Raw genomic sequence first — 21,758 nt, forward strand, 5'->3', positions numbered from 1 at the left:
GCTACGGCCAGACCGACCGGATGAAGCCGCTCGCCTCGAGCTCGGCGATGAAGCTCGCGTCTATGAACTCGGCAGCTCTCCTCCCCCTCGCTTTCGGGCTCCGGTCGGCGATCATGGCCAGAGTGTTCTCGACGCTCCTGACAGAAAGAACCGGCACCTTCTTGATGTACTTGGACGCGAACAGATCGTAGGTTTTTTCCAGGATCTCGCGATCCGCGGCGCCGGTGTACTTGCGCAGCGCACGGACCGCCAGCTCCCTGTCGGTCATGAAAAGCCGCGTTCCCTCGATGTAGGCCTTCAGGAAGCGCAGCACCATCTCCCGCCGCGCCTTCGCGTAGCTTCGGCTCACGGCCACGGCGACGTTCGCGAACTCCACGTCGACGTCGGCCATGTCCAGGAGGCGCTTCATGCCGATCTTTTCCGCCTGGAACGACGTCGGGTCCGAGATCACCCCCGCGTCGATCTTCCCCGCCGACAGCGCCACCACCATGTCGCTCATCCTGCCGACCTGGACGAGGGTGACGTCGCTGTCCGGATTCATGCCCCAGCGCCTGAGCACCAGCCGGATCGCCACGTCGGGAAGCGAGCCGAACGTCGTGATCCCGATGGTCTTTCCCTTGAGGCCGGCGGGCGCGCCGATGCCCGGCCGGGCGATCAGCTTGTAGATGAACTTGTCGATCGAGCCGGCGACGAGCACGAGATCCGCGCCCTCGACGGCAGCCCGCAACGGCAGCGGCGCCCCCGTAACGGTGAAATCGACCTGCCCGGACACGTGTACCTGGGTGATCTGTACCCCTTGCAGGTACAAGAGCTCGGGCGCCAGCCCGTATTTCTCGAAGGCTCCTCCCTCCTTCGCGACGAAGAGCGGCGAGAAGCTCGCGCTGGGCGAGGGGTAGCCGACTCGGACGCGCAGCGGCTCCGCACCCTCGAGACCCCCGTCCGGAGCGAAAAGCGCCAGAGACAACCACGCCGCAAGCAATTTCACCGTTTGCCGCACCCTGTTTCCCTCCCCTCAGAGCCCGAACAGCGCCGCCGCGTTGGCGAAAAGAATCTTCTCCCGCGCCGAGTCCTTCAGCTCGATCCTGTCCAGGCTCGCCAGCGCCTTTTCCAGATCGACATAGGGAAAATCCGTGCCGAACAGAACCTTGTCCTGGAGGCGCCCGCGCATGGCCTTCTGGAAAATTTCGGGGAGCTGCTCGGCGAGATAGCCCGAAGTGTCGGCGTAAACGTTTCGCTTGTGCGTGAGCACGCCGATCAGCTCCTGCTCCCAGGGCCAGCCGGGATGCGCCGCCACGATCTTCATCTTCGGAAAATCCCGCGCCAGGGTGTCGAGATGGATCGGCCGGCCGTAGTCCAGGGCGATCCCGCTCCCGCCGTCCGTGTTCGCTCCGAGGACCGTGAAGCCGACGTGAAACATGGCCGGCTTGCCGGCCGCCTGGATCGCCTCCCAGACACCGTAGAATCTGCGGTCGGAGGGATAGAAGCCCTGGTCCGGCGGATGAAACTTGAAACCTTTCACGAGCGGATGGCGCGCAAGCGCCTCGGCACGCCGCGCGACCGCTTCGAGATCCCGCGCGCCCATGTCCAGCCCGGCCAGAACTCCGGCGAACGGTCCAGCATGGCGCGTGGCGAGGTCGATCACGTGATCGTTGTCGTTGCGCGGCTCCTGCGCGACGGTGGAAGGATGCCAGCCGATCAGCAGCGCCCTGACCTCGTGGCGAGCGAACAGCGCCGCGAATTCCTCCTCGCCCGCCGGCACCTCGGAGAGGTTGCGCCTGAAGTAGCGGCAGGCGTGGGCATCCACGCCGCGGGTGCTCGGGTGGACGTGAACATCAATGGCCCTCATGAAGCCTCCCGCGAGCCCGGTTCCGGGTTTTCAGGCCGAACCATCGAGCTTTCGAACGACTGGACCACCGCAAAGGTATTCGGGCAGCCATGATGCGATGACCATACCCGGAGGAGCTCTGTCGATAGTACATCAAAATGCCCGCGGGACGAAACGGAGGAGCCTCGCCGACCCGTCGGTGCAAGAAGCAAGCCCTCCTCCGCACGGTCCCTGACGAGGCGCGAAGCCCTTCCGTCATCCGCCCGCCTTCAGGGCCGCATCTCGCAGACCACGTCGACGAGCGCGGGTTTACCGTCTTTGACCACCTTCAACGCGTCGCCGAGGGCGTGCGGCAGCTCACGCGGCTCGGTGATCGGCCCGCGGCTCCAGATACCGAAGGAGCGCGCCGTCGTCGCGAAATCCACGGCCGGCTCTTCGATGCGGATCCCGAGGACCTTGTTCTCCACCGGACGGCGCCGAAGCTGCGCCATCCGTTCCTGGTGCTCCTCGTCGTTGTAGTAAGAGCGGTTGCTGAACACGACGATCAGCAGCGGCAGGCTGTAGTGCGAGGCGGTCCAGAGCCCGCCGAGGGTGAACAGAAGATCGCCGTCCGGCTGGAAGTCGACGCAGATCTTGCCGCTGTTGCGGTGCGCGAGCGTCGCTCCCAGCGAAGCGGGGAGCCCGTAGCCCAGCCCGCCGCCCTTGAATTTCCCGAGAATCTGATTGAACCTGTCCGCGTCGATGTAAAAATTCTCGGCGCCGTAGCGGGTGCTGTTGGTGTAGACCCAATCCTCGCCCTTCAGGGCGTCGTTCAGCTCGGTAAACACCCGGCTGAGCGCGATCGGCTTGTCGTTCCAGCGGGCGCGCGTCCGCTCCTCGCGTGCGATTCTCTGTTCCTCGCTGATCCTGGACCACTCGGCGCGCCGGCTCTCGATCTCGGGCCCGATCTTGGCGAGCGTCTCCCTGGCCGTCCGCAAGCGGCGCACGATTTCCGGCAGGAACACGGCGGTATCGGCCATGATCGAGAGATCCGCCTGCCGGAGCCGGTTGAACTCCTGCGACCAGGCGCGAACGAGCAGGTCATCGAGCCCCACGTTGACGACTTTTGCCTCCGCCGGCAGCAGGTTCACGGTGGCGCGTTTGCCGTGATCCTGCACCCGCCGCGCCACCGCGCCCTCCAGGTCGGGAACATCGAGCGCGAGCACGAGATCGGTTCGAGGCAGAACCCTGCGCTCCGCGCCGGTCAAGTTCAGCGGATGGCGCGTGGGAAAGTTGAAGCGCCCGTTCTGGTCCAGAACGGGAATCGCGAGGAGCTCGGCCAGATCCCGAAGCGCCCGAAATCCCGCTTCGCTCCGGCCCACCCAATCGGCGATGATCACCGGGGCCTTCGCCTCGAGCAGCCAGCGGACCGTTTTCTCGAGGCCTTCTTCCGGCGCCTGCAACGGGAGCGGCGCGGGATAGCGCTCGAGAGACGGAATCGGAACCTCGCCGTCGAGCTTTTTCTCCTGGATGTCGGCGTCGTAGCACAGGTAGACCGGACCCATGGGATCGGTGGTGGCGAGCCGGTAGGCACGGATGAAGGACTCCGGGATCGCTTCGACGCTCGCCGGCTGATCGTCCCATTTCACGAAGTCGCGGACGAGGTTTCCCTGCACGCACGCCGTGTGGACCCAGTCGATGCGCGGCCGGCGGTGCGCCGTGTCGGTGGGGCCGGTGCCTCCGAGTACGAGCACCGGAAGGCGATCGCACCAGGCGTTGTAAATCGCCATGCAGGAGTGCTGCAGCCCGACGACGTTGTGAACCGCCGCGGCCATCGGCTTACCCTTGGCCCGGGCATAGCCGTGGGCGACCCCGACGGCGATCTCCTCGTGCGGGCAGAGGATCATCTCGGGCATGCGGTTGCCGCCGTAATTGGCGAGCGAGTCGTGGAGGCCGCGAAAAGACGATCCGGGATTGAGCGCGACGTATTCGATCCCGAAGGCTTTGAGCATCTCGACGATGACGTCCGATCCCCACTCCGGCCTGGGCTTTTCGACGATGTGCGCCGGCTGACTCATTCTTGTCCCCCTCTATTTGATCTGGAACAGCTCGCGGTATTCCGCGGCGTACTGTTTGAGATTCTCTTCCACCTCGTCGGGCACCGGCCGGACCTTGAGCCTGCTCTGGTCCGCTTTCGCCCCGGGCGTCTGCATGTCCTTGCGCGAAGGGATGCGCTGGCTCGCCAGAATGACCCGTTGACCGTCCCGCGAGAGGACGAAATCGATGAACAGCTTCGCGGCGCTCGGGTTTTTCGCCCTCGCGCTGAGCGCGATGCCGCCGATCTCCACCACGATCGGATCGAAGGTCGCGACCCACTCGATCGGGGCTCCTTCCTTCTTCATCGTCTCGACGCGAAACGAGTAGACCCAACCGAGCGGAAACTCCCCGGCGACCACGTGCTGCGCGATCAGCGCGTGGCCCGTACGGAACTGTGGCTCCTGGCGCGCGAGCTGCTTCATGTAGGCCACGGCGCGGTCGCGGCCCCACGCGTGAACCAGGGTCCCGAACCAGGTGTAATCGCGGCTGTCCATGCCGATCTTGCCTTTCCATTTCGGATTCAGCAGATCGGGGTAGTCCCGCGGCGCCTCCTTTTCCGGCACCAGACGCGTGTTGTAGGCGAGGACCACATGGTTGTGATAGAGACCGTGCCAGCGGCCCGCCGGGTCCTTCAGAAAATCGAAGAAAGCCTCACGTTCGGGTGAGAAGTACGGCGTGAACAGGTTTCGCCGCACCAGCGCGTCCATTCCGAGAACCGTGACCGCGTCGAATTCCCACCGCCCGGCGAGCGTCTCGGTAACCACGCGATTGATCATCTGTGCGGTTCCCGCCCGGATGTAACGGACCTTGACGAACGGATACCTTCTCTCGAAGGCGTCGACCAGGGGTTTGGCGGTATCGACCGACATAGCGGTGTACCACACCAGCCCGCCTTCCTTTTTCGCTCCCTCGACCAGCCTCGCCTCGTGCGCGCTCTGACCCAGCGCGCGGGCGCCCGGCGCCAGAAAAACCGCCAGCAGAACGACCTGGAAAGACCATTGGAGGAGATGCAGGCGTAACCTCATGTCTCTTTCCTTTCTGCCCCGGGATTCGGGAACCCGGCCGGAACCGCGGCCTCTTCGGAGAGGCAGCCCTTTTTTCCCCTCTATGGAGCCTCTTGACGTTTGTCAAGATTTAATATTTTGATGTCCTAGATTTAATTAATACAAAACTCGAGCCGCCGCGGGAGGTCTCGGCCATGAGCCGCCGCCGCACGCCCATCGCCTTCGCCGCCAACGGATTGCCCCTCCCGCTTCAATGGCGACCGGGGAGCCCGCGATGAATCTCGATCGCCTGAAAACCTTCTGCCTCGTCGCCCAGAACGCGAGCCTGCTCCAGGCCGCTCAGAAGCTCAAGCTCAGCCCCGCCACCGTGTCGCTGCGCCTCAAGCAGCTCGAAAGGGAGATCGGCGTGCCGCTCTTCGAGCACAAGCCGAATCGACTCGTGCTCTCGGCCAAGGGCAAGGTCCTGCTCGCCCAGGCCCAACGCATCCTGCAGCAGATCGACGACAGCGTGGCGCTGTTGCGCGACGACGACGAAGCCTGCAAGGGCAGCCTTTCCGTCCTGGTCGGAGTCGACCTGGCGCACTACCTCGCGCCGCGAGTCGCGTCGTTCGTTGAACAGAACCCCGCGGTCAACCTGAGCGTCCTGGTGAGCCCTTCCCCCGAGTCGCTTCGCCTGATCCTCGACGGCCAGGCCGACATCGCCATTGGCAGGTTCCTCAAGCTCCCGCGCTGGATAGCCGCCTTGCGCCTGTTCACGTCCACGGTCGCGGCGATTTTCCCCGCCGGCCATCCGTTCGCCGGCCGGACCCGCTTGTCGCTTCGCGACCTCGCCGCCCAGGGCCTGATTGTGCCCTCGCAGTACTCGGTGACGCGGCGCGTGGTCCATCGTGCCTTCGCGGCTCAAGGGCTCGAGATGCGCACCGTGCTGGAAGCCGGTGGTTGTTCCCTGATCCGGGAATACGCGCAACTGGGCCTCGGCGTCGGGCTGGTGCATGAGATCTGCGTTCGGGGAAAGATCGACGGGGATCTCGTCGTTCGCGATCTGGAAAGGATGTTCGGCCGGATCGACGTGCTGTTGATCTACCGGAAGGACCGCGTCCTCACCCCCGCTCACCGCCGTTTCATCGAGGCGCTGTCGGATCGCCCCTCGTCGGCCTGACCCGGGCCGGCTCAGCTCTCGGCGTGCAGCCCGCGGTAGACTCTTTCGGCGGTGATCGGCAGCTCGAAGATACGAACGCCGACCGCGTCGGCGACTGCGTTCGCGATCGCCGCGGCGGTCGGAACGTTCGGATTCTCGGCGATCGCCTTGCCGCCGAACGGCGTCGGTCCGGTCGGCGTCTCGATCAGCACTGTCCTCAGCGGGGGCGTGTCGCGGATCGTCGGCAGCTTGCATTCGCCGAGGTTCGCGGTCGCGATCCTGCCGTCGCCGAGCGGATTTTCCTCCACGAGGGCGAACCCGAGCCCGGTCACGACCCCGCCGTCGATCTGCCCCTGCAGCGTCAGCCGGTTGAGCACCACCCCGGTGTCGTGGGCCGTGGTCAGCCCCAGGACCCGGACATGCCCGGTCTCGGGGTCCACCTCCACCTCGGCCACCTGAGCCGTGAAACCGGTCACCTTGGGCAGATCCTTCGGCTCGTACATCGTCAGGTGCGAAACCGGGCCGCCGTTCTCCTCGACGGCGCGCGCGATCGCCGCCTCGACGCCGACCGCCCTCCCCCCCGGGCCGACGAACTTCGCGCCGCGCTGCGTCACCTGCTCTGAAGCACAGCCCAGGAGGCGCGCCGCGATTGCAGCCAGGCGCTCCCGCACCTCGCGCGCCGCCTGGTAAACGGCATGGCCGGAGGTGTTGGTCTGCTTGCTTCCGCCGGTGCCGGGGTCGAACGGCAGGCTGTCGGTATCCTCGAAGGTCACTCGTACCCGCCCCGGCGCGAGCCCCAGCGTCTCGCACACCATCTGCTGGATGATCGTATAGAACCCCGGACCGACGTCGGGCACCCCGGTGAGGATCGTGACGCCCCCGTCCGCCTCGAGCGTGATCGCCGCGCTCGCCTTGCCCTCCGGCGCGCCGCGCTCGTAGAGCGCGACCCCCCAGCCCCGGTTTTTGCCCCGCTTCCGCCTGGTCCAGCCCGAAGCGCGCACGGCGCGCTCGAGCGTCTCGCCGGCGAGAATATGCTGCCATCTCTCGCCCATCGGCGAGCTGTCTCCGTCCCGCAGCAGATTGCGCCGACGCAGCTCGACCGGATCGATCCCCAGCTCGCGGGCGATGATGTCCATCTGCGACTCGAAGGCGAAGACGATCTGCGGGCTTCCGGGCGTGCGCGTCTGGGTGCACGGCACGTGGTTGGTGTAGGCGCAGTAGGTTTGCACCCGGATCGCCGGCACGCGGTACATGCTCGCCAGCCGCCGCCCGCCGAGGACCGTGACCTGCGGATTGGCCTTCTGCGCGGCATAGGCGCCCCCGCTGAAATACACGCGCGCATCGATCGCCGCGAGGCTGCCGTCCGACTCGACCCCCGTCCGTAGCTCGATCACGGCGGGATGCCGATGGCCTCCGGCCAGGATCTCTTCGCTATACTCCAGCACCAGCTTGACGGGGCGGCCGGCGGCTTTCGCGAGGTGGTAACAGATCGGCACGTCGATGAGCGAAGCCTTGGCCCCGAAATCGCCTCCGACGTGCATGACGTGGACCTTGATCTTTTCCTTCGGAATGCCGAAATCCGCGGCCATCTGGTCACGCAGACCCCACGGTCCCTTGTTGGACGCCCAGACCTCGACCCGTCCATCGGCGTGAACTTGCACCACGCAGGCGTGCGGCTCGATATAGCCGTGAAACGACAGGGGCGTGCGGAAGGTGTGGGTGAAGACCCTGGCCGCCTTACGGAAGGCGGCCTCCAGGTCGCCGTTTTTCCACTGGACGTAGGATTGCAGGTTGTGCGTCGGCACCCCCTCGGGAACCGGAGGAGCGTTCTTGTACCTTGCGCGGTCCTCGTGGATGAGCGGAGCATCGGGCGAGAGCGCCGCGAGCGGATCGCAAACCCAGGGAAGCTCCTCGTAAATCACGTCGATCAGCTCGAGCGCCTGCTCGGCGATCTCCTCGCTCTCCGCTGCTACAGCCGCCACCGGATCGCCGACGAAGCGCGTGCGGTCGCCCGCGAGAACGGGCTGGTCCTTCACGCGCGTCCCGACATAGATTCCGGCGACGTCCGCGCCGGTGAGAACCGCGCGCACGCCCGGCAGCCTTCTGGCGCGGGAGACGTCGATCGACGCGATACGCGCGTGCGGAAACGGACTGCGCAGCACCTTGGCCCACAGCAACCCGTCGAGACGGAGATCCGCCGCATATTGCGTCTTGCCGGTGACTTTCCCTTCGCCCTCTATGCGCGGGAGCGGTTTACCGATCGTGCTGAACGGCAAGTTTCACCTCCGAATCAGATTCCGAGGTCCAGGGGTCCGACGTCCGGGGTCCGCGGTTTTCGGCTTCGACGCCGCCATCAGGGCAAGGGACCCGAGACGCGCGATTCCGGGCTCGGCAGGACGCCGGCCTATTTTCCGTCGAGACCGTAGAGGCGAGCGCAGTTGTCCCACAGGATCCTTCTGCGGCTTTCCGCCGTCACGCCGTCGATTTCGAGGAACTCCTCGACGGCGTGAGGGAAGTCCGAGTCGCCGTGCGGATAGTCGGTCGAGAACACGATGCGGTCGTCCCCCAGCAGCTCGATGATCATCGGCAGCTCACGCTCGTGCTCGGTCGAAATCCAGCATTGTCGTTTGAAGTACTCGCTCGGCTTCAAGGCGCCTGCGGTCGGGAATCGCCCCTTGGCCATGGCGTTGTCCAGGCGATGGAGCAGGAACGAGAGCCATCCGCAGTAGCACTCCAGAAAGGCAACCTTGAGCTTGGGATGGCGTTCCAGCACGCCGCCGCCCACCACGTCGACGAGCGCGAGCATGTTCTCCATCGGATGAGCGCAGACGTGGCGAAGCAGGAGGTTGTCGCCGAAACGGTCGCCCGCCTGCGGCAGCTCGCCCAGGGCGGCGGCCGAGTGAAACCCGATCGGCACGCCCAGCTCCTCCAGACATGACCAGAGGGTATCGTAGTAGCGAGAGTGCCACGGCAGGTCGCGCAACGGCTCCGGCCGGGCGAACACCCCCACGAACCCCAGGTCGCGCACCGCGCGCGTCGCTTCCTTCACGGCCTCGGTGACGTCGTGCAGCGAGATCATCGCCACCCCCTTGAGCCGCTTCGGATCGGCCTGGCAAAAATCGTGCAGCCAGTTGTTGTAGGCCCGGGCGATGGCCGCCGCGAGCCCGGGGTCGATCTCGTTGCGCATCAGGACTCCGAGGCCGATCGACGGATAGAGCGCCGCCACGTCCAGCCCCTCGCGGTCCATCGCCTCGAGCTGCGAGACGGCGTCGAATCCCCGGGCGCGCGCCCCGCCGATCTCCCGGTCGATCCTGGAAGCGTCGAAAATCCCGCCGCGATACGTGGGCGAGTAGCCCCGCAGGATCTTGCCGTCGATCATCACCATCGCCGAGCTCCGCGCCGTCGAGCTCAGGATCCTGGGCGCTCGATCGCGCCACTGCGGCTCCATGTACTTCTCCCAGAGGTCCGCCGGCTCGCGCAGATGCATGTCGGAATCCATGATGCGGAAACCCGATTTCATCCTCGCCTTCCTTTCGGCAAGCCTCTATCTAATCCGAGCCCTCCTGCAGTGCAAGAGGCGGCGCCGAAAAGAACTTGACAGCGACGGCGGGTTACATCAGGTCGCGGATGAGCGACCGGGCGACGTCGGGCGGCACTCCGAGCGGGCGACGCGCCAGCGGCCCTCCCTCCGCGAGGACGGGCTCGAGCTCGTCGAGGCTGGGGATGTCTTCGCGCTTCCAGAAAAGCCCGATGGGGATCTCATCGCCCCAGCGGTACCCCTGCTCCATGGCCGCCGCGAAGTTCGTTGGATCGTGGCCGCGGTCCTCGAGCTTGACGGTGCGCTGCTTGAAGAAGTCGTGGGTATTGTCGTGGTTGAAGGTGACGCACGGGCTGAAGGCGTCGATCAGGGCGAAGCCGCGGTGGCGGATACCGCCCTTGATCAGCTCGACGAGGTGCTTCACCTGGCCGGTGTAGCCGCGCGCCACATAGGTCGCCCCGGCGGCGATCGCCAGCGGGATGGGGTTGATGGGGTTCTCGATGCTCCCCTCCGGCGTGCTCTTCGTCTTCATTCCCTTGACGCTCGTCGGCGAGACCTGTCCCGTGGTGAGCCCGTAGATCTGGTTGTTCATCACGATGTAGGTCAGATCGACGTTGCGCCGCATCGTGTGGAGGAAATGGTTGCCGCCGATTCCGTAGCCGTCGCCGTCCCCGCCCGTCACCACGATCTTGAGCTCGTGGTTCGCGAGCTGCGCTCCCGTCGCCACCGCCAGCGCCCGGCCGTGCAGCGTGTGCATGCCGTACGTGTTGATGAAGCCGGGGAGATTCGAGGAGCAGCCGATCCCGCTGATCACCATGACCTCGTGCGGCTGCAGCCCCAGCTCGACGATCGCCTGCTTGAGAGCGCTGAGGACCCCGAAATCGCCGCAGCCCGGACACCAGTCGGGCTCGACCCTTCCTTTGAGATCCTTGACCGTCGTCCGCGCCGCCGCACCGGCCCCCGCGGGCCGCGCCTCGCGCCGCCCTTCCGTCGGTGATACGCTCATAACACCCCCTCGAGCTTCCGTCGGCGCCCGACCGGCGTCCTCTTGCGCCGCCCGGCCGCCGACTGCTCACACCATGATCTCGTGCACCGGCACGTAGACCCGCTGCGCGCCGGACAAAATCGCCTTCACGCCGTCGACGATGTGGTGCGGCATGAAAGGCTCGCCGTCGTACTTCCGGATGTGGCCGTCGGCCGCCAGCCCGGTCTCCGACCGGAGATAGCGCGCGAACTGGCCGCTGTAATTGTTCTCGACGATGATCGTCTTCGCCCCCTTCGTCAGGAGCCGGGTCACCGCCTCGCCGTGAAAAGGCACCAGCCACTTGACCTGCAGGTTGTTCGCCGCGATGCCGTCCGCGGCGAGCCGCTGCATCGCCTCGCGGATCACCCCCTCCGTCGAGCCCCACCCGACGAGCGTCACCTGCGCCTCCTCCGGCCCGAACAGCTTCGGCGGCTCGATCTCCGCCAGAATTCCCTGCATCTTGCGCATCCGCTTCTCGTGCATCGCCCGCCGTTTGTGCGGGTTCGTGTACTCGTCGCTGATCAGCACGCCGTCCTCGTCGTGCTCGTCCGTCGCCACCGTGTGCATGTAGCCGGGAGTTCCCGGCAGCGCGCGCGGCGACACCCCGCTTTCGGTCAGCCGGTAGCGCTTGTAGCCTCCGTCGGGCGCGAGAGCGCCGTTGAGGCCGATGACCTCCCCCCGGTCGATCGGTACGTTGAAGTCCAGCTCCGCCGGATCGACGCTCGCCCGGCCCTCCGAGAGCAGCAGGTCGGACAGGATGATCCCCGGGCACTGGAACCTGTCCACCAGGTTGAACAGCCGCGGCACCGTCTTGAAGCAGTCGGGGATGTTGGTGGGCGCGACGATGATGCGCGGATAGTCCCCCTGTCCCGCTCCCATCACCTGCCAGAGATCGCCCTGCTCGGTTTTCGTCGGCACGCCCGTCGCCGGCCCGGCCCGCTGGACGTTGATGCACACCACCGGGATTTCCATCATCGCCGCCGATCCGAGCGCCTCGCTCATCAGCGCGAAGCCGCCGCCCGACGTGGCGCACATCGCCCGGCAGCCGGCATGCGCCGCGCCGATCGCCATGTTGATGACGCTGATCTCGTCTTCGACCTGGCGTACCACGATCCCGAGCTGCCGCGCATGGCGCGCCATCCAGTGCAGGACGCCCGACGACGGGCTCATCGGATAGGCGCAGTAGAAGCGCACTCCCGCCGCCGCCCCGCCCATCGCCAGCGCCTGATTGCCTTCGAAAAAGGCCAGCCTCTTTCCCGTATCCGGCAGCGGCCACGGAAAAGGCTGGAATCGGCTGCCGGCGTACTCGTAGCCGGCTCGCGCCACGGCGAGGTTCTCCTCGATCACCGTCGGCCCCTTGCGCCGGAACTGCACGTTGATGATCTCCTCGAGAACCTTGAACTCCACCCCGATCAGCCGCAGCAGGGCGGAAAGCGCGATCGTGTTCTGTACCAGGTCTCCTTTCACGCCGGGCGCCAGCTCCTTGACCGAGAAGTGGCAGAGCTGCACGCCGGGCTCCGCATTGCCCGGCTTGATCTTGTCCGCGTTGTAGAGCACCGCCGAGCCGGAACGCATCAGCCGCAGGTGCCGGTCCATCGTGTCCTGGTTCAGCGCGATCAGGACGTCGATCTTGTCGCCGAAGCTCAGGACCGGCTCGTCGCTGGTCCTGAGAGTCAGGAAGATGTGACCGCCTCGGATGATCGACTGGTACGCGTTGTATGCGCTCAGGTGAAGACCGCGCCGGACGAACAGGCGGGCGAGGATGTCTCCCGGTGTCGCGATACCCTGTCCGGCGGCTCCTCCGATCCCGATCGACAGATCATATCGACTCATGGGCGACCTCGTTTTGAACGCGTCGGGAAACTGTCAACGCCGCGGGCCCGCCGAGACCCGAAAAAGCAAAAAGCCAGCTCCCTCTGCGGACTCCGCAAAAGCAACTGGCTTTCGTGCCAACGTGCCGGCCCGTGGATTTTTATTCCCTACCCCTTCGCCGAGCCTCAGGATTGCCGGTTTACCGAGGATCTAGGGGGAGGCTCCAGCTTTCTGTCCTTGACGTCAAAAGCCTACAGAGCCGGGCGGCAGCTGTCAAGCGAAAAACCCGGCGGTACCGGAAGGAAACGCGCCATAGCAGTTTGTTAATGCCGCGATTTGCGCTATTCTCGACCGCGGTCGGCGCGGGCCGCGCCAGCGGCCTGCGCGCTGGAGGACGCCATGTTCGACTTTTTCACCCCCACTCATCCCTTCGGCGGACAGACGCTCCGCCTCGTGGCCCAGGCGCAACAGGGCGGAGGCGACGTCTTCGAGATCGCCCGCACCGTCGCGCGGATCGAACCCGGGGACAAGGAAGGCTGGGAGCGCGAATGGCTTGCGCGCGCGCGTGCGACGGAGGCGCGGGGACGCGCCGCGCTCGCCGCCGGGCACCGGCGCACCGCCGCCGAGCATCTCTTTCGCGCCAACCAGTACTATCGCATGTCCGACGTGTTCCTCACCGCCGAACGGGAGAGCGATCGGGCGGAGCGCTTCCGCAAGGCGCAGGAATGCTTCCGCGCCGCGGCGGGCCTGCAACGCCCGCCGATCGAGGTGATCGCGGTGCGCTGCGGTTCGGAGGAGTACGACGGCTACTTCTGCCATCCTCGAGATCCGGCGCCGGGGAAGTGGCCCGCGGTGCTGTTTATCGGCGGCGCAGACTCCTATGCCGAGGAGATCTACTTCGGCGCGCGCCCGATGATCGAGCGCGGCTGGGCCGTGCTGCTGGTGGACACGCCCGGACGCGGCTCGTCGATCTATCTCAAGGGCATCAAGACCCGCCCCGACTACGAGGTTCCCGGCAAGGCCTGCATCGATTACCTCGTCTCCCGGCCCGAGGTCGACCCGGCGAGAATCGCGTTGATGGGCATCAGCATGGCGGGCTATTACGCTCCGCGCATTGCGGCGCACGACACGCGCGTCAAGGCTCTGGTGGCCTGGAGCGGCTGCTACAGCATCCTCGAGGACCTCTACGACTTCTGTGAGCATCTGCAGCCCACGGTACGCCGCCTGCTGGGCGGCGTCGGCCACGACGAGGCCCGGGAGCAGCTCAGCGCCTTCACCATGAAAGGGATCGCCCGCAACATCACCTGTCCGACGTTGATCTCCCACGGCGGCGAGGACCGCCTGATGAGCGTCGAGGGAGCGAAGCGCCTTTTCGAGGAGATCGGCGCGCGGGACAAGACCTTGAGGATCTACGGGGCCTCCGACCCTGCGGGCCGCATCCACTGCAGCCACGACTACTGGGCGGAAAACGTCCCGTTCATGCTCGACTGGCTCGAGGAACGGCTTTGACCGGCGCCGCGGATTCGCCCGCGGCAGCCGGCCGATCGAAAACACCTGGAGGGACTCCCTTGAAAAGCGATCGCGTTCCGGACACCTGGGACCACGAGACCGACGTGCTCGTCGTCGGCTACGGCGCGGCCGGCGGCGTCTCCGCCGTCACCGCGCACGATGCGGGCGCGAGCGTCCTGATCCTCGAGAAGATGCCACACCCCGGCGGCATCTCGATCCTCTCCGGCGGGGGTGTCGCGTTCGCGCGCAACGCCGAGGGAGCCTTCCGCTATCTCAAGCGGACCTGCAACGGCACCACGCCCGACGACGTCCTGCGCGTCATGGCGGAAGAGATGGTCGGGATCCTCGACTGGCTCAAGGACTGGGCGAAGGTCAGCGGCACCGAGCCGACGCAAACCGAGGTCCGGGGACACGGCACCTATCCGTTTCCCGGCACCTGCGACATCGACTCGATCAAGCTCAAGGACTTTCCCGCCTACTCCGAGTTCCCGTGGGCCAAGGGGCTCCGCGGCGGAGCCCGGCTGTTCAAGGTCGTCTACGACAACGTCAAGGCACGCAAGATCGACGTATGGCTCGCCGCGCCGGCTCGAGAGCTGATCACGGGCGCCGACGGTGAGGTCCTGGGAGTCGTTGCCGAGCGCGACGGACGGCGGCTGAAGGTCAAGGCGCGCAAGGCGGTCGTTCTCGCCTGCGGCGGCTACGAGAACGACGACGCCATGAAGCTGCAGTACTTTCAGGCCCAGCCGGTCTACCCCGTCTACCTCGGAAACACCGGCGACGGGATCAAGATGGCGCAAAAGGCCGGCGCCGCTCTGTGGCACATGTGGCACTTCCACGGCGGTTACGGCTTCAAGTTCCCCGAGCTGCCTTTCGCGATACGCCATGTCTGGGCCGGGCCGCGCAACGAGAAACGCAAGATGATCTGGATCGCGGTCGACCGCTCTGGCCGCCGCTTCATGGACGAGTACCCGCCGGCGCCGCAGGATACCGGCGCGCGGCCGCTGGAGTTCTACGATCCCGACATCCAGGACTATCCGCGCATTCCCTGCTACCTGATCTTCGACGAGGAAGGCCGGCGCCTGGGGCCGATCGGCATCCCGATCGTCAACGACGAGCGCTACGACGCGCGCTGGAGCCAGGACAACCTCGCCGAGGTCGAAAAGGGCTGGATCAAGAAAGGCGACTCTCTCGACGAGATCGCCTCCCGGATCCACGTCAACCCCGGGGTCTTGCGCGAAACCGTCGAACGGTGGAACCGGCTCTGTCGCGACGGCGAAGACGTCGACTTTCGCCGCCCGCCCGGAACCATGATGCCGATCGCCACGCCCCCCTACTACGTGATCGAGGCGTGGCCGATCGTCAACAACACCCAGGGCGGGCCCGAGCACGACGCCCGACAGCGCGTGCTCGACCCCATGAAGCGGCCCATCCCGCGGCTCTACGTCGCCGGCGAGATCAGCTCGATTTACGGCCACCTCTACCTCGAGGCCGGGAACATCACCGAGTGCTTCGTCGCCGGCAGGATCGCCGGCACCAACGCCGCGCGCGAGACGCCGTGGAGCTGAGCCCGGCGGCTCAGCCTTCGAGCTGGACGGAATGGATCATCACGGGCTCCAGGGGAACGTCCTGATGGAATCCGCGGTTGCCGGTCTTGACCTTCTCGATCCTGTGGACCACGTCCATGCCGTCGATGACCCGGCCGAATACGGCGTAACCGTATTCTTCCGCCGAGTCGCCGCGGTGGTCGAGAAAGTCGTTGTCGCTGACGTTGATGAAGAACTGCGCCGTGGCGCTGTCGATCACCGAGGTTCGGGCCATCGCCACGCTCCCGGTCCTGTTTGAGAGCCCGTTGCCGGCTTCGTTCTTGATCGGCGGCCGCGTGGGCTTTTGCTTCATCTGGCGGTCGAAGCCTCCTCCCTGGATCATGAAGCCGGGGATCACCCGGTGAAAGATCAGCCCGTCGTAAAAGCCGTCCGCGACGTAGTCGAGGAAATTCTGCGTCGTGATCGGGGCCTTGTCCGCGTAGAGCTCGATGCGCACCGCGCCCATGCTCGTCGACATCGTGACAATGGGATTTTTCCTCTCCGCCATGTTCACCTCGCGAGGATTTTCTTCCACGCCTACCATGTTTTGCAGCGGCTTCCTACCCGGAGTGGCATTCTTTTTCCGGATGCGCTATGGATAGCGCGATTCGACCGCGCGAAGTGAGCCCCGAGATCCATGGCAAGTGACGCGAAGCTCGAAGGGATCCTGATCCCCATGCCCGTGGCCTTCCGGTCCGACGGCGCCGTGGACGACAAGGCCGTCGACGCCCTCGTCGATTTCTATCTCGCGGCCGGGGTCCAGGGATTTTTCCCGCTCGGCACGCACGGCCAGGGAATGGTCCTGGAGATCGACGAGCGCAAGACGGTCGCCGAGCGGATCGTGCGGCGCGTGGCCGGCCGCGCTCCCGTGGTCCTGCACGTGGGGACGGCGAACACGTACTCTTCGATCGAGCTGGCGAGGCACGGCGCCGGTCTGGGAGTCGCCGCCCTCGGGATCGTTCCGCCCTACTACTATCCGCACGACGACTACGAGGTGCTCGCCCACTACCGGGCCATCGCCCGCGCCGTACCCGGCGTGCCGCTTTTCATCTACGACAACACGGAAACCACCCGCGTGCACATCACGCCGCCCAAGGTGCTCAAGATCCAGGAGGCGATCGCTCCCGCGTCCACGCTGGCCGGCATCAAGGTGTCGTTCGTGCCGTACGAGGCGGTGCTCGGATACGTCTTCGCGCTCCCGCCGTCGATCGGCGTCTTTCCCGGCGCGATCTTCTCCCTCTACAGCGGCTATTCGCTCGGCGTCCGCGGCACCATCCATCCGCCGTCGAGCCCGTTTCCCGAAATTTGCGTCGCCCTGTACCACGCGCTCAAGCGAGGCGACGCCGCCGAGGCGCGCCGCCAGCACGACCTCCTCGCGAGGATCCTCCACGTGATCGGCCGTTTCGTCCGGACGCACGGGCGCGGCGTTTTCGGCGAGGTGATGCGCCTGCGCGGGCTGCCGGTCGAGCGCTTTCCCCGCTGGGAGTGCGCGCCGTTCACCGAGGCCGAGCGCCGGTCGCTGAAGGAAAGTCTGGCCGAAGCGGGGGCTCCCCTCGCGTAGACGGATCGGGGGATTTTTTCGAAAAAGGAAGGGACGGTGGCCTTCAACGATTTGCGGGAATTCATCGACGCCTGCCGCGCGCTCGGGCAGGTGCAGGAGATTCACGGCGCCCACTGGAACCTGGAGATCGGCGCGCTCACGGAGATCTTCGCGTTCCGGGACCCTTCGCCGCTGCTTCTTTTCGATCGTATTCCCGATCATCCCCCGGCTTTCCGCGTCGCCTCCAACCTGATCAACACGCCGGCGCGCTCCGGCCTTACCGTCGGCATGGCGGCCGACGCCGCGCCGATCGAGCTCGTCGCGAAATGGAAGGAGCTGCTCAAAGCCGTCAAGCCGATCCCGCCGCGCTGGGTCGAGAGCGGGCCGATCCTGGAGAACGTGCGGACGGGCGACGAGATCGACATGACCCTTTTCCCCGCGCCGCACTGGCACGAGCTGGACGGCGGGCGTTACATCGGCACCGCGGATTGCGTCATCACCGCCGAGCCCGAAGAAGGCGGCTGGGTGAACGTGGGCATCTACCGCGTGCAGGTCCACGACCGAACGACGCTCGGGCTCTACGTGTCGCCGGGGCACCACGCCCGCATCATGCGGGAAAAATACTGGGAGAAGGGCCGGCCTTGCCCCGTGGTCGTAACCTTCGGCCAGGAGCCGCTCCTCTTTCTCGTCGCCGGCCAGTCGGTTCCCTACGGGGTCTCGGAGCTGGACTACTGCGGCGGCTTGCGCGGCTCGCCCGTGGAGGTCATCCGCGGCAGGTTCACCGGGCTCCCGATTCCCGCGACCGCCGAGATCGCCATCGAAGGGGAAGTCCCGCCGCCGTCCGAGGAGGTCCATCTCGAGGGGCCGTTCGGCGAGTGGCCCGGCTACTACGCGCACGGGGCGGCGAACGAGCCGATCATCCGCGTTAAAGCGCTCTACTACCGGACCGACCCGATCCTTTGCGGCGCGCCTCCCATGAAGCCGCCGTTCATCACCTTCGGCGTGCCCATCGGTGCCGCCGCGATCTGGAACTACCTCGAGAAGGCCGACGTGCCCGACGTGCGCGGCGTGTGGTGCTTCGTCGGCGGCTCCGCAGCCGCCGGAGGAGCCCCTTTCATCGTGATCTCGATCAGGCAGCGCTACCACGGCCACGCCCAGCAAGCCGCCGTGGCCGCGCTGGGCTCGCGCGCCGGAAATTACCACGGGAGGTTCGTGGTGGTCGTCGATGAAGACATCGACCCGTCGGATCTGCGCGAGGTGATCTGGGCGGTTTCGACGCGCTGCGACCCCAAAACCGCGCTCACGGTGATCGACGGTTGCTGGAGCACGCCTCTCGATCCGGCCATGCATCCCGACCAGCGCGACGCGGGCAACTTCGTCAACAGCCGCGCGATCCTGAACGCCTGCCGGCCCTATGCCTGGAAGGACCGCTTCCCGCCGGTGAACGCTCTCAGCCCCGATCTCCGCCGCCGGGTCAGCGAAAAATGGCAATCCCTCATTTCCAGGAAACCCTGAGCACACCCGGCCGTTCTCGCCCCGGTTCGACCGGCTCTATTTGGCGTTCGCGGCGGCACGCCGGGGGCGCACCCGGCATTTGCCCGAGCCTTTCGGGCTGCGGCGCATACGCTTGAGGCAGGCCTTGGCGTCGCCCCGGCGCCCCGCGTCCTCGCGGCGCTCTCGCCAGCGGAGAATGCCCCGGCGGATGTAGTCGGGATCCAGACTCAGCGCCTCGCAGATATTGACGAAGGAAAAAGGCTCCTCGTCGTCCGGATCGAAAATCCAGTCCCTGGCCTCTTTGAACAGCCTGCTGCCCGCGCCGCTCTCCCCGCCGTATTTCCAGAAGCAGTCGATTGCATCTGAAAGGATCGCCAGCATCAGCTCCTTTTCGGGCTCGAGGGAGCGTTTCCTCTTGAAGCTGTTGAAGTACTGCTCTGACGCCACCGGATCGCCGTCGTACATCGTCCGAAATTCCATTGTATGGTTCCTCTCCCCGGGCTCGGGCAGCCGGACCGCCGCTTGGTTCCCGGGATCCCGGGCTCGCCGGCAGTCGGACAACCCCGCGCTGCGGGTCCTGTTGGGCGGCGCCCCATTCGGCCCGCCGATACGTGTCGATCGAACAACCGCCCGCGGCCGCGATCGCGATCCTCCTTGGATCGCGCATTTCGAATCGGACGATCGCCGGCCCCACGGCCGGCTCCCGCGCCGAAAGCGGACGGTAGGAATCCACCTGCGGCAAGCCGCGGCCGAGCCGGGCTCGCCGGGCGGAACTCCGCCGGAGCGCTTCCTAGATTCGCAATACTCTTTGTTGCTGGTAGAGCTCTCCCGCAGCGGAAGAGCTCGCGGATGAACGCTGGAACGTGGAGCGGGCGGGCTCCCTGAGCTGGACTTTTTTCACTTTGACGCCGAGCGCCAACTTGAAGATCGCCCGGCTCTGGAGAGCGTTGGCCGCCACCCCCTCGGGATAGCCCGGGTCGGCGAAATCGTCGACGGGATCGACGGAGAAGATGGAACTACCGAAATGAAGCGCCGGCGACGCCCGGTACTCCAGGAGCACGGCGTACGAAGCTGCGGCTCCGGCGTGGACAATCAGGAGGCAGAGGCACGCTGCGGTCAGGCGCCCGATCATCGCGGCCCGATCCTATCACCGGGGCGGGAGTTGTCAAGCTCGCTTTTCCGCCCGCCACATCAGCCGTCGCTACTCTCGTACGCCCACGTTGCCTCCGAGCGCGCGCGCGAGCAGGGCCGCCCCGACGACGAGCCCCACGATCATCACCGCCACCACCGTCGCTTTCTCGAACTCGGCCCCCGCCGCAAAATCCAGCATCAGCAGCGACAGGGTCCGCGACCGGCCTGAGCCGAGCAGCACCACCGTACTGATGTCGCGCGCCGCCGACATGAAGCCCACCAGGCCCACCGTGATCAGCGCGGGCATCATGAGCGGGAAGAGCACCCTGCGGAACGTGTCGAGCCGGCTCCCGCCGCAGACGCTCGAGGCCTCCTCGAGGTCGCTCCCCAGCTGGATCAGCACGCTTTTGATCACCTGCGTGCCGAACGGCATGCTCTTGATGACCATGGCGATCATCAGCAGGTAGATCGTGCCGTAGAGCGGCAGGAAGATCTTCGTCTGCAGGAACGTCCACAGCAGGGCGATGCCGAGGAGAATCCCGGGGATCGACCACGGCAGCCACGAAAGGAAATCGAGCAGCCACCGCCCCCGGTGCGACGTCCGTACGATGAAGTAGGCGATTGCGGAGTAGAAAAACACGCCGACGGCCCCCGTACCGATCCCGAGCGCGATCGTATTGCCGAGCGAGCGCAGCAACACGGGATCCTCCAGCGTCGCGCGCCAGTTGTCGAGCGTCCACGGCTCGGGGATGTGGAAGAAGCCGAACAGCTTCATGAACGTGCCGGCCACCAGCAGGAACGTCGGCACGACCGTTATGACGAGCGCGAACAGCAGCACCAGCGCGAAAGCCGGATAGCGCCAGCGCCCGAGCCGGGTCGGCCGCACGCTGAAGCCCCGCCCCGAGACCGTCACGTAGCTGCGCCTGGCGATGTAACGGCGCTGCAGCGCCACCATTCCGAGAAGGACGGCGAGAAAGACCGTGCTCAACGCCATCGCGGGCGGGAACTGGGGCGGCTCCCACGTCACCAGCTCGTGGATCTTCGTCGAATAGACCTGCAACCCGATCGGGGTTCCGAGCAGCAGCTCGATCTCGAAGGCTTCCAGCGAGCGGATGACGCCGAGGATCGTCGTCACCAGGATCGCCGGCATCATCACCGGCACCACGATTCGAAAGAACGTGCGGCCGCCTCCCGCGCCGCAAATGTGCGAGGATTCCTCGAGCGCCGCGTCGAGGTTGCGGAACGCCGGGGTCAGCAGCATGACCTTCACGCTCACGCTGCCGCCGAGGTGCGCCCAAACGATGCCCCAGAAGGAATAGATGTTGAACAGCGGCTGGCCGATCACACCGAGCGACAGCAGCGCCTGGTTGAGGACGCCGTACTTCGGATCGAGGAGCAGGATCCAGCCCATCGTCTCCGGCAGCGCGGGCAGGAAAAACGAGAGCCAGAAAAAGAATTCCAGCCCCCTTTTCATCGGCAGATCGGTCCGCGCGATGAGCCAGGCGAAGAAGGCGCCGATCGCGAGCGCGATCGCCTGGCGCGTGATCGCAAGCTTGAACGTGTTCACCATTGCGTCGAGGATCCCCGGCGTGGTGAAGGCCTTGATCCACCCCTCGGTCCCGTAGACGATCTCCTCGCCGGGTCTGGCGATCTGAAAGCTGTTGAAGATCATCAGCGCCAGCGGCGTCAGCACCAGGAAGCCGACGACAAGCAGCAACAGCAGCATCGGCAGCGACGCCACGCGCCACGGGGCGGCGAAGCGAAGCGCCGATTGCTCGAACCACACGGTTCGGTCGATCGAAGCCGATTTCTCGTTCATCGCACCACCGTTCGGAATTGCTCGTTTGCCGAGGGCTCGAAGTCCATGTCCGGGGCTCGCCCCCCGAGCGCCAGCTTCCCCACCCGCCTCACCCCGAAGCCCTGGGACCACCGCCCCCCGCTTTCGGCCGCCGCGCCCGCGGCGGGTCTTCGCCCGCGGTCGCACGGCGCCGATCGGCCGGACCTCAGAATCCGTATTCCTGCCATCTCCGCTTGAGCGTTTCCGCCATCCGCTCGGAGATCGCCGTGCCCACCGGCGGGTAGCG

17 protein-coding genes are annotated in these 21,758 nt (G+C 66.3%); 5 read left to right on the plus strand and 12 right to left on the minus strand.

Annotation, left to right across the window (positions count from 1 at the left end; translation table 11 throughout):
- Position 1 precedes the first annotated feature (1 nt).
- The 4 genes from VNN77_06015 to VNN77_06030 form a co-directional block, all read right to left on the minus strand.
- Positions 2 to 997: an ABC transporter substrate-binding protein gene (locus VNN77_06015; GenBank protein HXG50949.1), complete on the minus strand. Its 996-nt coding sequence runs from the start codon at positions 995 to 997 to the stop codon at positions 2 to 4.
- 15 nt (positions 998 to 1,012) lie between these two features.
- On the minus strand, positions 1,013 to 1,846 hold the full coding sequence (locus VNN77_06020; protein ID HXG50950.1) for an amidohydrolase family protein: 834 nt from the start codon (positions 1,844 to 1,846) through the stop codon (positions 1,013 to 1,015).
- A 248-nt stretch (positions 1,847 to 2,094) separates the two neighbouring features.
- Entirely contained in the window at positions 2,095 to 3,882 is a 1,788-nt protein-coding gene (locus VNN77_06025; protein HXG50951.1) for a thiamine pyrophosphate-binding protein, read from the minus strand.
- A 12-nt stretch (positions 3,883 to 3,894) separates the two neighbouring features.
- Complete coding sequence (locus VNN77_06030) at positions 3,895 to 4,926, minus strand: extracellular solute-binding protein (GenBank protein HXG50952.1); 1,032 nt, start codon at positions 4,924 to 4,926, stop codon at positions 3,895 to 3,897.
- 253 nt (positions 4,927 to 5,179) lie between these two features.
- Between VNN77_06030 and VNN77_06035 the strand changes: the two genes are divergently transcribed.
- Entirely contained in the window at positions 5,180 to 6,064 is an 885-nt protein-coding gene (locus tag VNN77_06035) for a LysR substrate-binding domain-containing protein (GenBank protein ID HXG50953.1), read from the plus strand.
- Between the two features lie 11 nt (positions 6,065 to 6,075).
- Here the strand turns inward: VNN77_06035 and VNN77_06040 are convergent, their stop codons facing one another.
- From VNN77_06040 to VNN77_06055, 4 genes are all read right to left on the minus strand, one after another.
- The gene (locus VNN77_06040) at positions 6,076 to 8,319 is read right to left on the minus strand and encodes a xanthine dehydrogenase family protein molybdopterin-binding subunit (protein HXG50954.1); all 2,244 of its coding nucleotides are present in this window, start codon (positions 8,317 to 8,319) and stop codon (positions 6,076 to 6,078) included.
- 128 nt (positions 8,320 to 8,447) lie between these two features.
- Entirely contained in the window at positions 8,448 to 9,563 is a 1,116-nt protein-coding gene (locus VNN77_06045) for an amidohydrolase family protein (GenBank protein HXG50955.1), read from the minus strand.
- Between the two features lie 91 nt (positions 9,564 to 9,654).
- Complete coding sequence (locus VNN77_06050; protein HXG50956.1) at positions 9,655 to 10,587, minus strand: 2-oxoacid:ferredoxin oxidoreductase subunit beta; 933 nt, start codon at positions 10,585 to 10,587, stop codon at positions 9,655 to 9,657.
- A 66-nt stretch (positions 10,588 to 10,653) separates the two neighbouring features.
- Positions 10,654 to 12,438 carry a 2-oxoacid:acceptor oxidoreductase subunit alpha gene (locus tag VNN77_06055; protein HXG50957.1) on the minus strand — a complete coding sequence of 595 codons (1,785 nt, stop codon included), beginning with the start codon at positions 12,436 to 12,438 and terminating at the stop codon, positions 10,654 to 10,656.
- A gap of 378 nt (positions 12,439 to 12,816) precedes the next feature.
- Here VNN77_06055 and VNN77_06060 point away from each other — a divergent pair, with 378 nt between their 5' ends.
- Positions 12,817 to 13,926: an alpha/beta hydrolase gene (locus VNN77_06060; protein HXG50958.1), complete on the plus strand. Its 1,110-nt coding sequence runs from the start codon at positions 12,817 to 12,819 to the stop codon at positions 13,924 to 13,926.
- A gap of 59 nt (positions 13,927 to 13,985) precedes the next feature.
- The gene (locus VNN77_06065) at positions 13,986 to 15,491 is read left to right on the plus strand and encodes an FAD-binding protein (protein HXG50959.1); all 1,506 of its coding nucleotides are present in this window, start codon (positions 13,986 to 13,988) and stop codon (positions 15,489 to 15,491) included.
- A 10-nt stretch (positions 15,492 to 15,501) separates the two neighbouring features.
- Here VNN77_06065 and VNN77_06070 read toward each other — a convergent pair whose 3' ends face one another.
- A complete protein-coding gene (locus VNN77_06070; protein HXG50960.1) occupies positions 15,502 to 16,017 on the minus strand; it encodes a peptidylprolyl isomerase in 516 nt (171 codons plus the stop codon).
- 129 nt (positions 16,018 to 16,146) lie between these two features.
- Here VNN77_06070 and VNN77_06075 point away from each other — a divergent pair, with 129 nt between their 5' ends.
- Both VNN77_06075 and VNN77_06080 read left to right on the plus strand, forming a co-directional pair.
- A complete protein-coding gene (locus VNN77_06075) occupies positions 16,147 to 17,070 on the plus strand; it encodes a dihydrodipicolinate synthase family protein (protein HXG50961.1) in 924 nt (307 codons plus the stop codon).
- Between the two features lie 36 nt (positions 17,071 to 17,106).
- Positions 17,107 to 18,564, plus strand: a complete 1,458-nt coding sequence (locus tag VNN77_06080; protein HXG50962.1) for a UbiD family decarboxylase — start codon at positions 17,107 to 17,109, stop codon at positions 18,562 to 18,564.
- Between the two features lie 36 nt (positions 18,565 to 18,600).
- Here VNN77_06080 and VNN77_06085 read toward each other — a convergent pair whose 3' ends face one another.
- From VNN77_06085 to VNN77_06095, 3 genes are all read right to left on the minus strand, one after another.
- A complete protein-coding gene (locus VNN77_06085; GenBank protein HXG50963.1) occupies positions 18,601 to 19,023 on the minus strand; it encodes a hypothetical protein in 423 nt (140 codons plus the stop codon).
- 310 nt (positions 19,024 to 19,333) lie between these two features.
- Positions 19,334 to 19,675: a hypothetical protein gene (locus VNN77_06090; GenBank protein HXG50964.1), complete on the minus strand. Its 342-nt coding sequence runs from the start codon at positions 19,673 to 19,675 to the stop codon at positions 19,334 to 19,336.
- Positions 19,676 to 19,744: 69 nt separating this feature from the next.
- Complete coding sequence (locus tag VNN77_06095) at positions 19,745 to 21,493, minus strand: iron ABC transporter permease (GenBank protein ID HXG50965.1); 1,749 nt, start codon at positions 21,491 to 21,493, stop codon at positions 19,745 to 19,747.
- Between the last annotated feature and the right edge of the window lie 265 nt (positions 21,494 to 21,758).

The sequence above is a fragment of the Candidatus Zixiibacteriota bacterium genome, from assembly GCA_035574315.1.
In the GTDB taxonomy this organism is placed as follows: Bacteria; Desulfobacterota; Binatia; order UBA9968; family UBA9968; genus DATLYW01.

Coding starts and splice junctions, on each gene's coding strand:
- VNN77_06020 (HXG50950.1), bottom strand. CDS start 1,846: ATGAGGGCCATTGATGTTCACGTCCACCCGAGCACCCGCGGCGTGGAT.
- VNN77_06025 (HXG50951.1), bottom strand. CDS start 3,882: ATGAGTCAGCCGGCGCACATCGTCGAAAAGCCCAGGCCGGAGTGGGGA.
- VNN77_06030 (HXG50952.1), bottom strand. CDS start 4,926: ATGAGGTTACGCCTGCATCTCCTCCAATGGTCTTTCCAGGTCGTTCTG.
- VNN77_06035 (HXG50953.1), top strand. CDS start 5,180: ATGAATCTCGATCGCCTGAAAACCTTCTGCCTCGTCGCCCAGAACGCG.
- VNN77_06045 (HXG50955.1), bottom strand. CDS start 9,563: ATGAAATCGGGTTTCCGCATCATGGATTCCGACATGCATCTGCGCGAG.
- VNN77_06050 (HXG50956.1), bottom strand. CDS start 10,587: ATGAGCGTATCACCGACGGAAGGGCGGCGCGAGGCGCGGCCCGCGGGG.
- VNN77_06055 (HXG50957.1), bottom strand. CDS start 12,438: ATGAGTCGATATGATCTGTCGATCGGGATCGGAGGAGCCGCCGGACAG.
- VNN77_06060 (HXG50958.1), top strand. CDS start 12,817: ATGTTCGACTTTTTCACCCCCACTCATCCCTTCGGCGGACAGACGCTC.
- VNN77_06070 (HXG50960.1), bottom strand. CDS start 16,017: ATGGCGGAGAGGAAAAATCCCATTGTCACGATGTCGACGAGCATGGGC.
- VNN77_06075 (HXG50961.1), top strand. CDS start 16,147: ATGGCAAGTGACGCGAAGCTCGAAGGGATCCTGATCCCCATGCCCGTG.
- VNN77_06085 (HXG50963.1), bottom strand. CDS start 19,023: ATGGAATTTCGGACGATGTACGACGGCGATCCGGTGGCGTCAGAGCAG.
- VNN77_06090 (HXG50964.1), bottom strand. CDS start 19,675: ATGATCGGGCGCCTGACCGCAGCGTGCCTCTGCCTCCTGATTGTCCAC.
- VNN77_06095 (HXG50965.1), bottom strand. CDS start 21,493: ATGAACGAGAAATCGGCTTCGATCGACCGAACCGTGTGGTTCGAGCAA.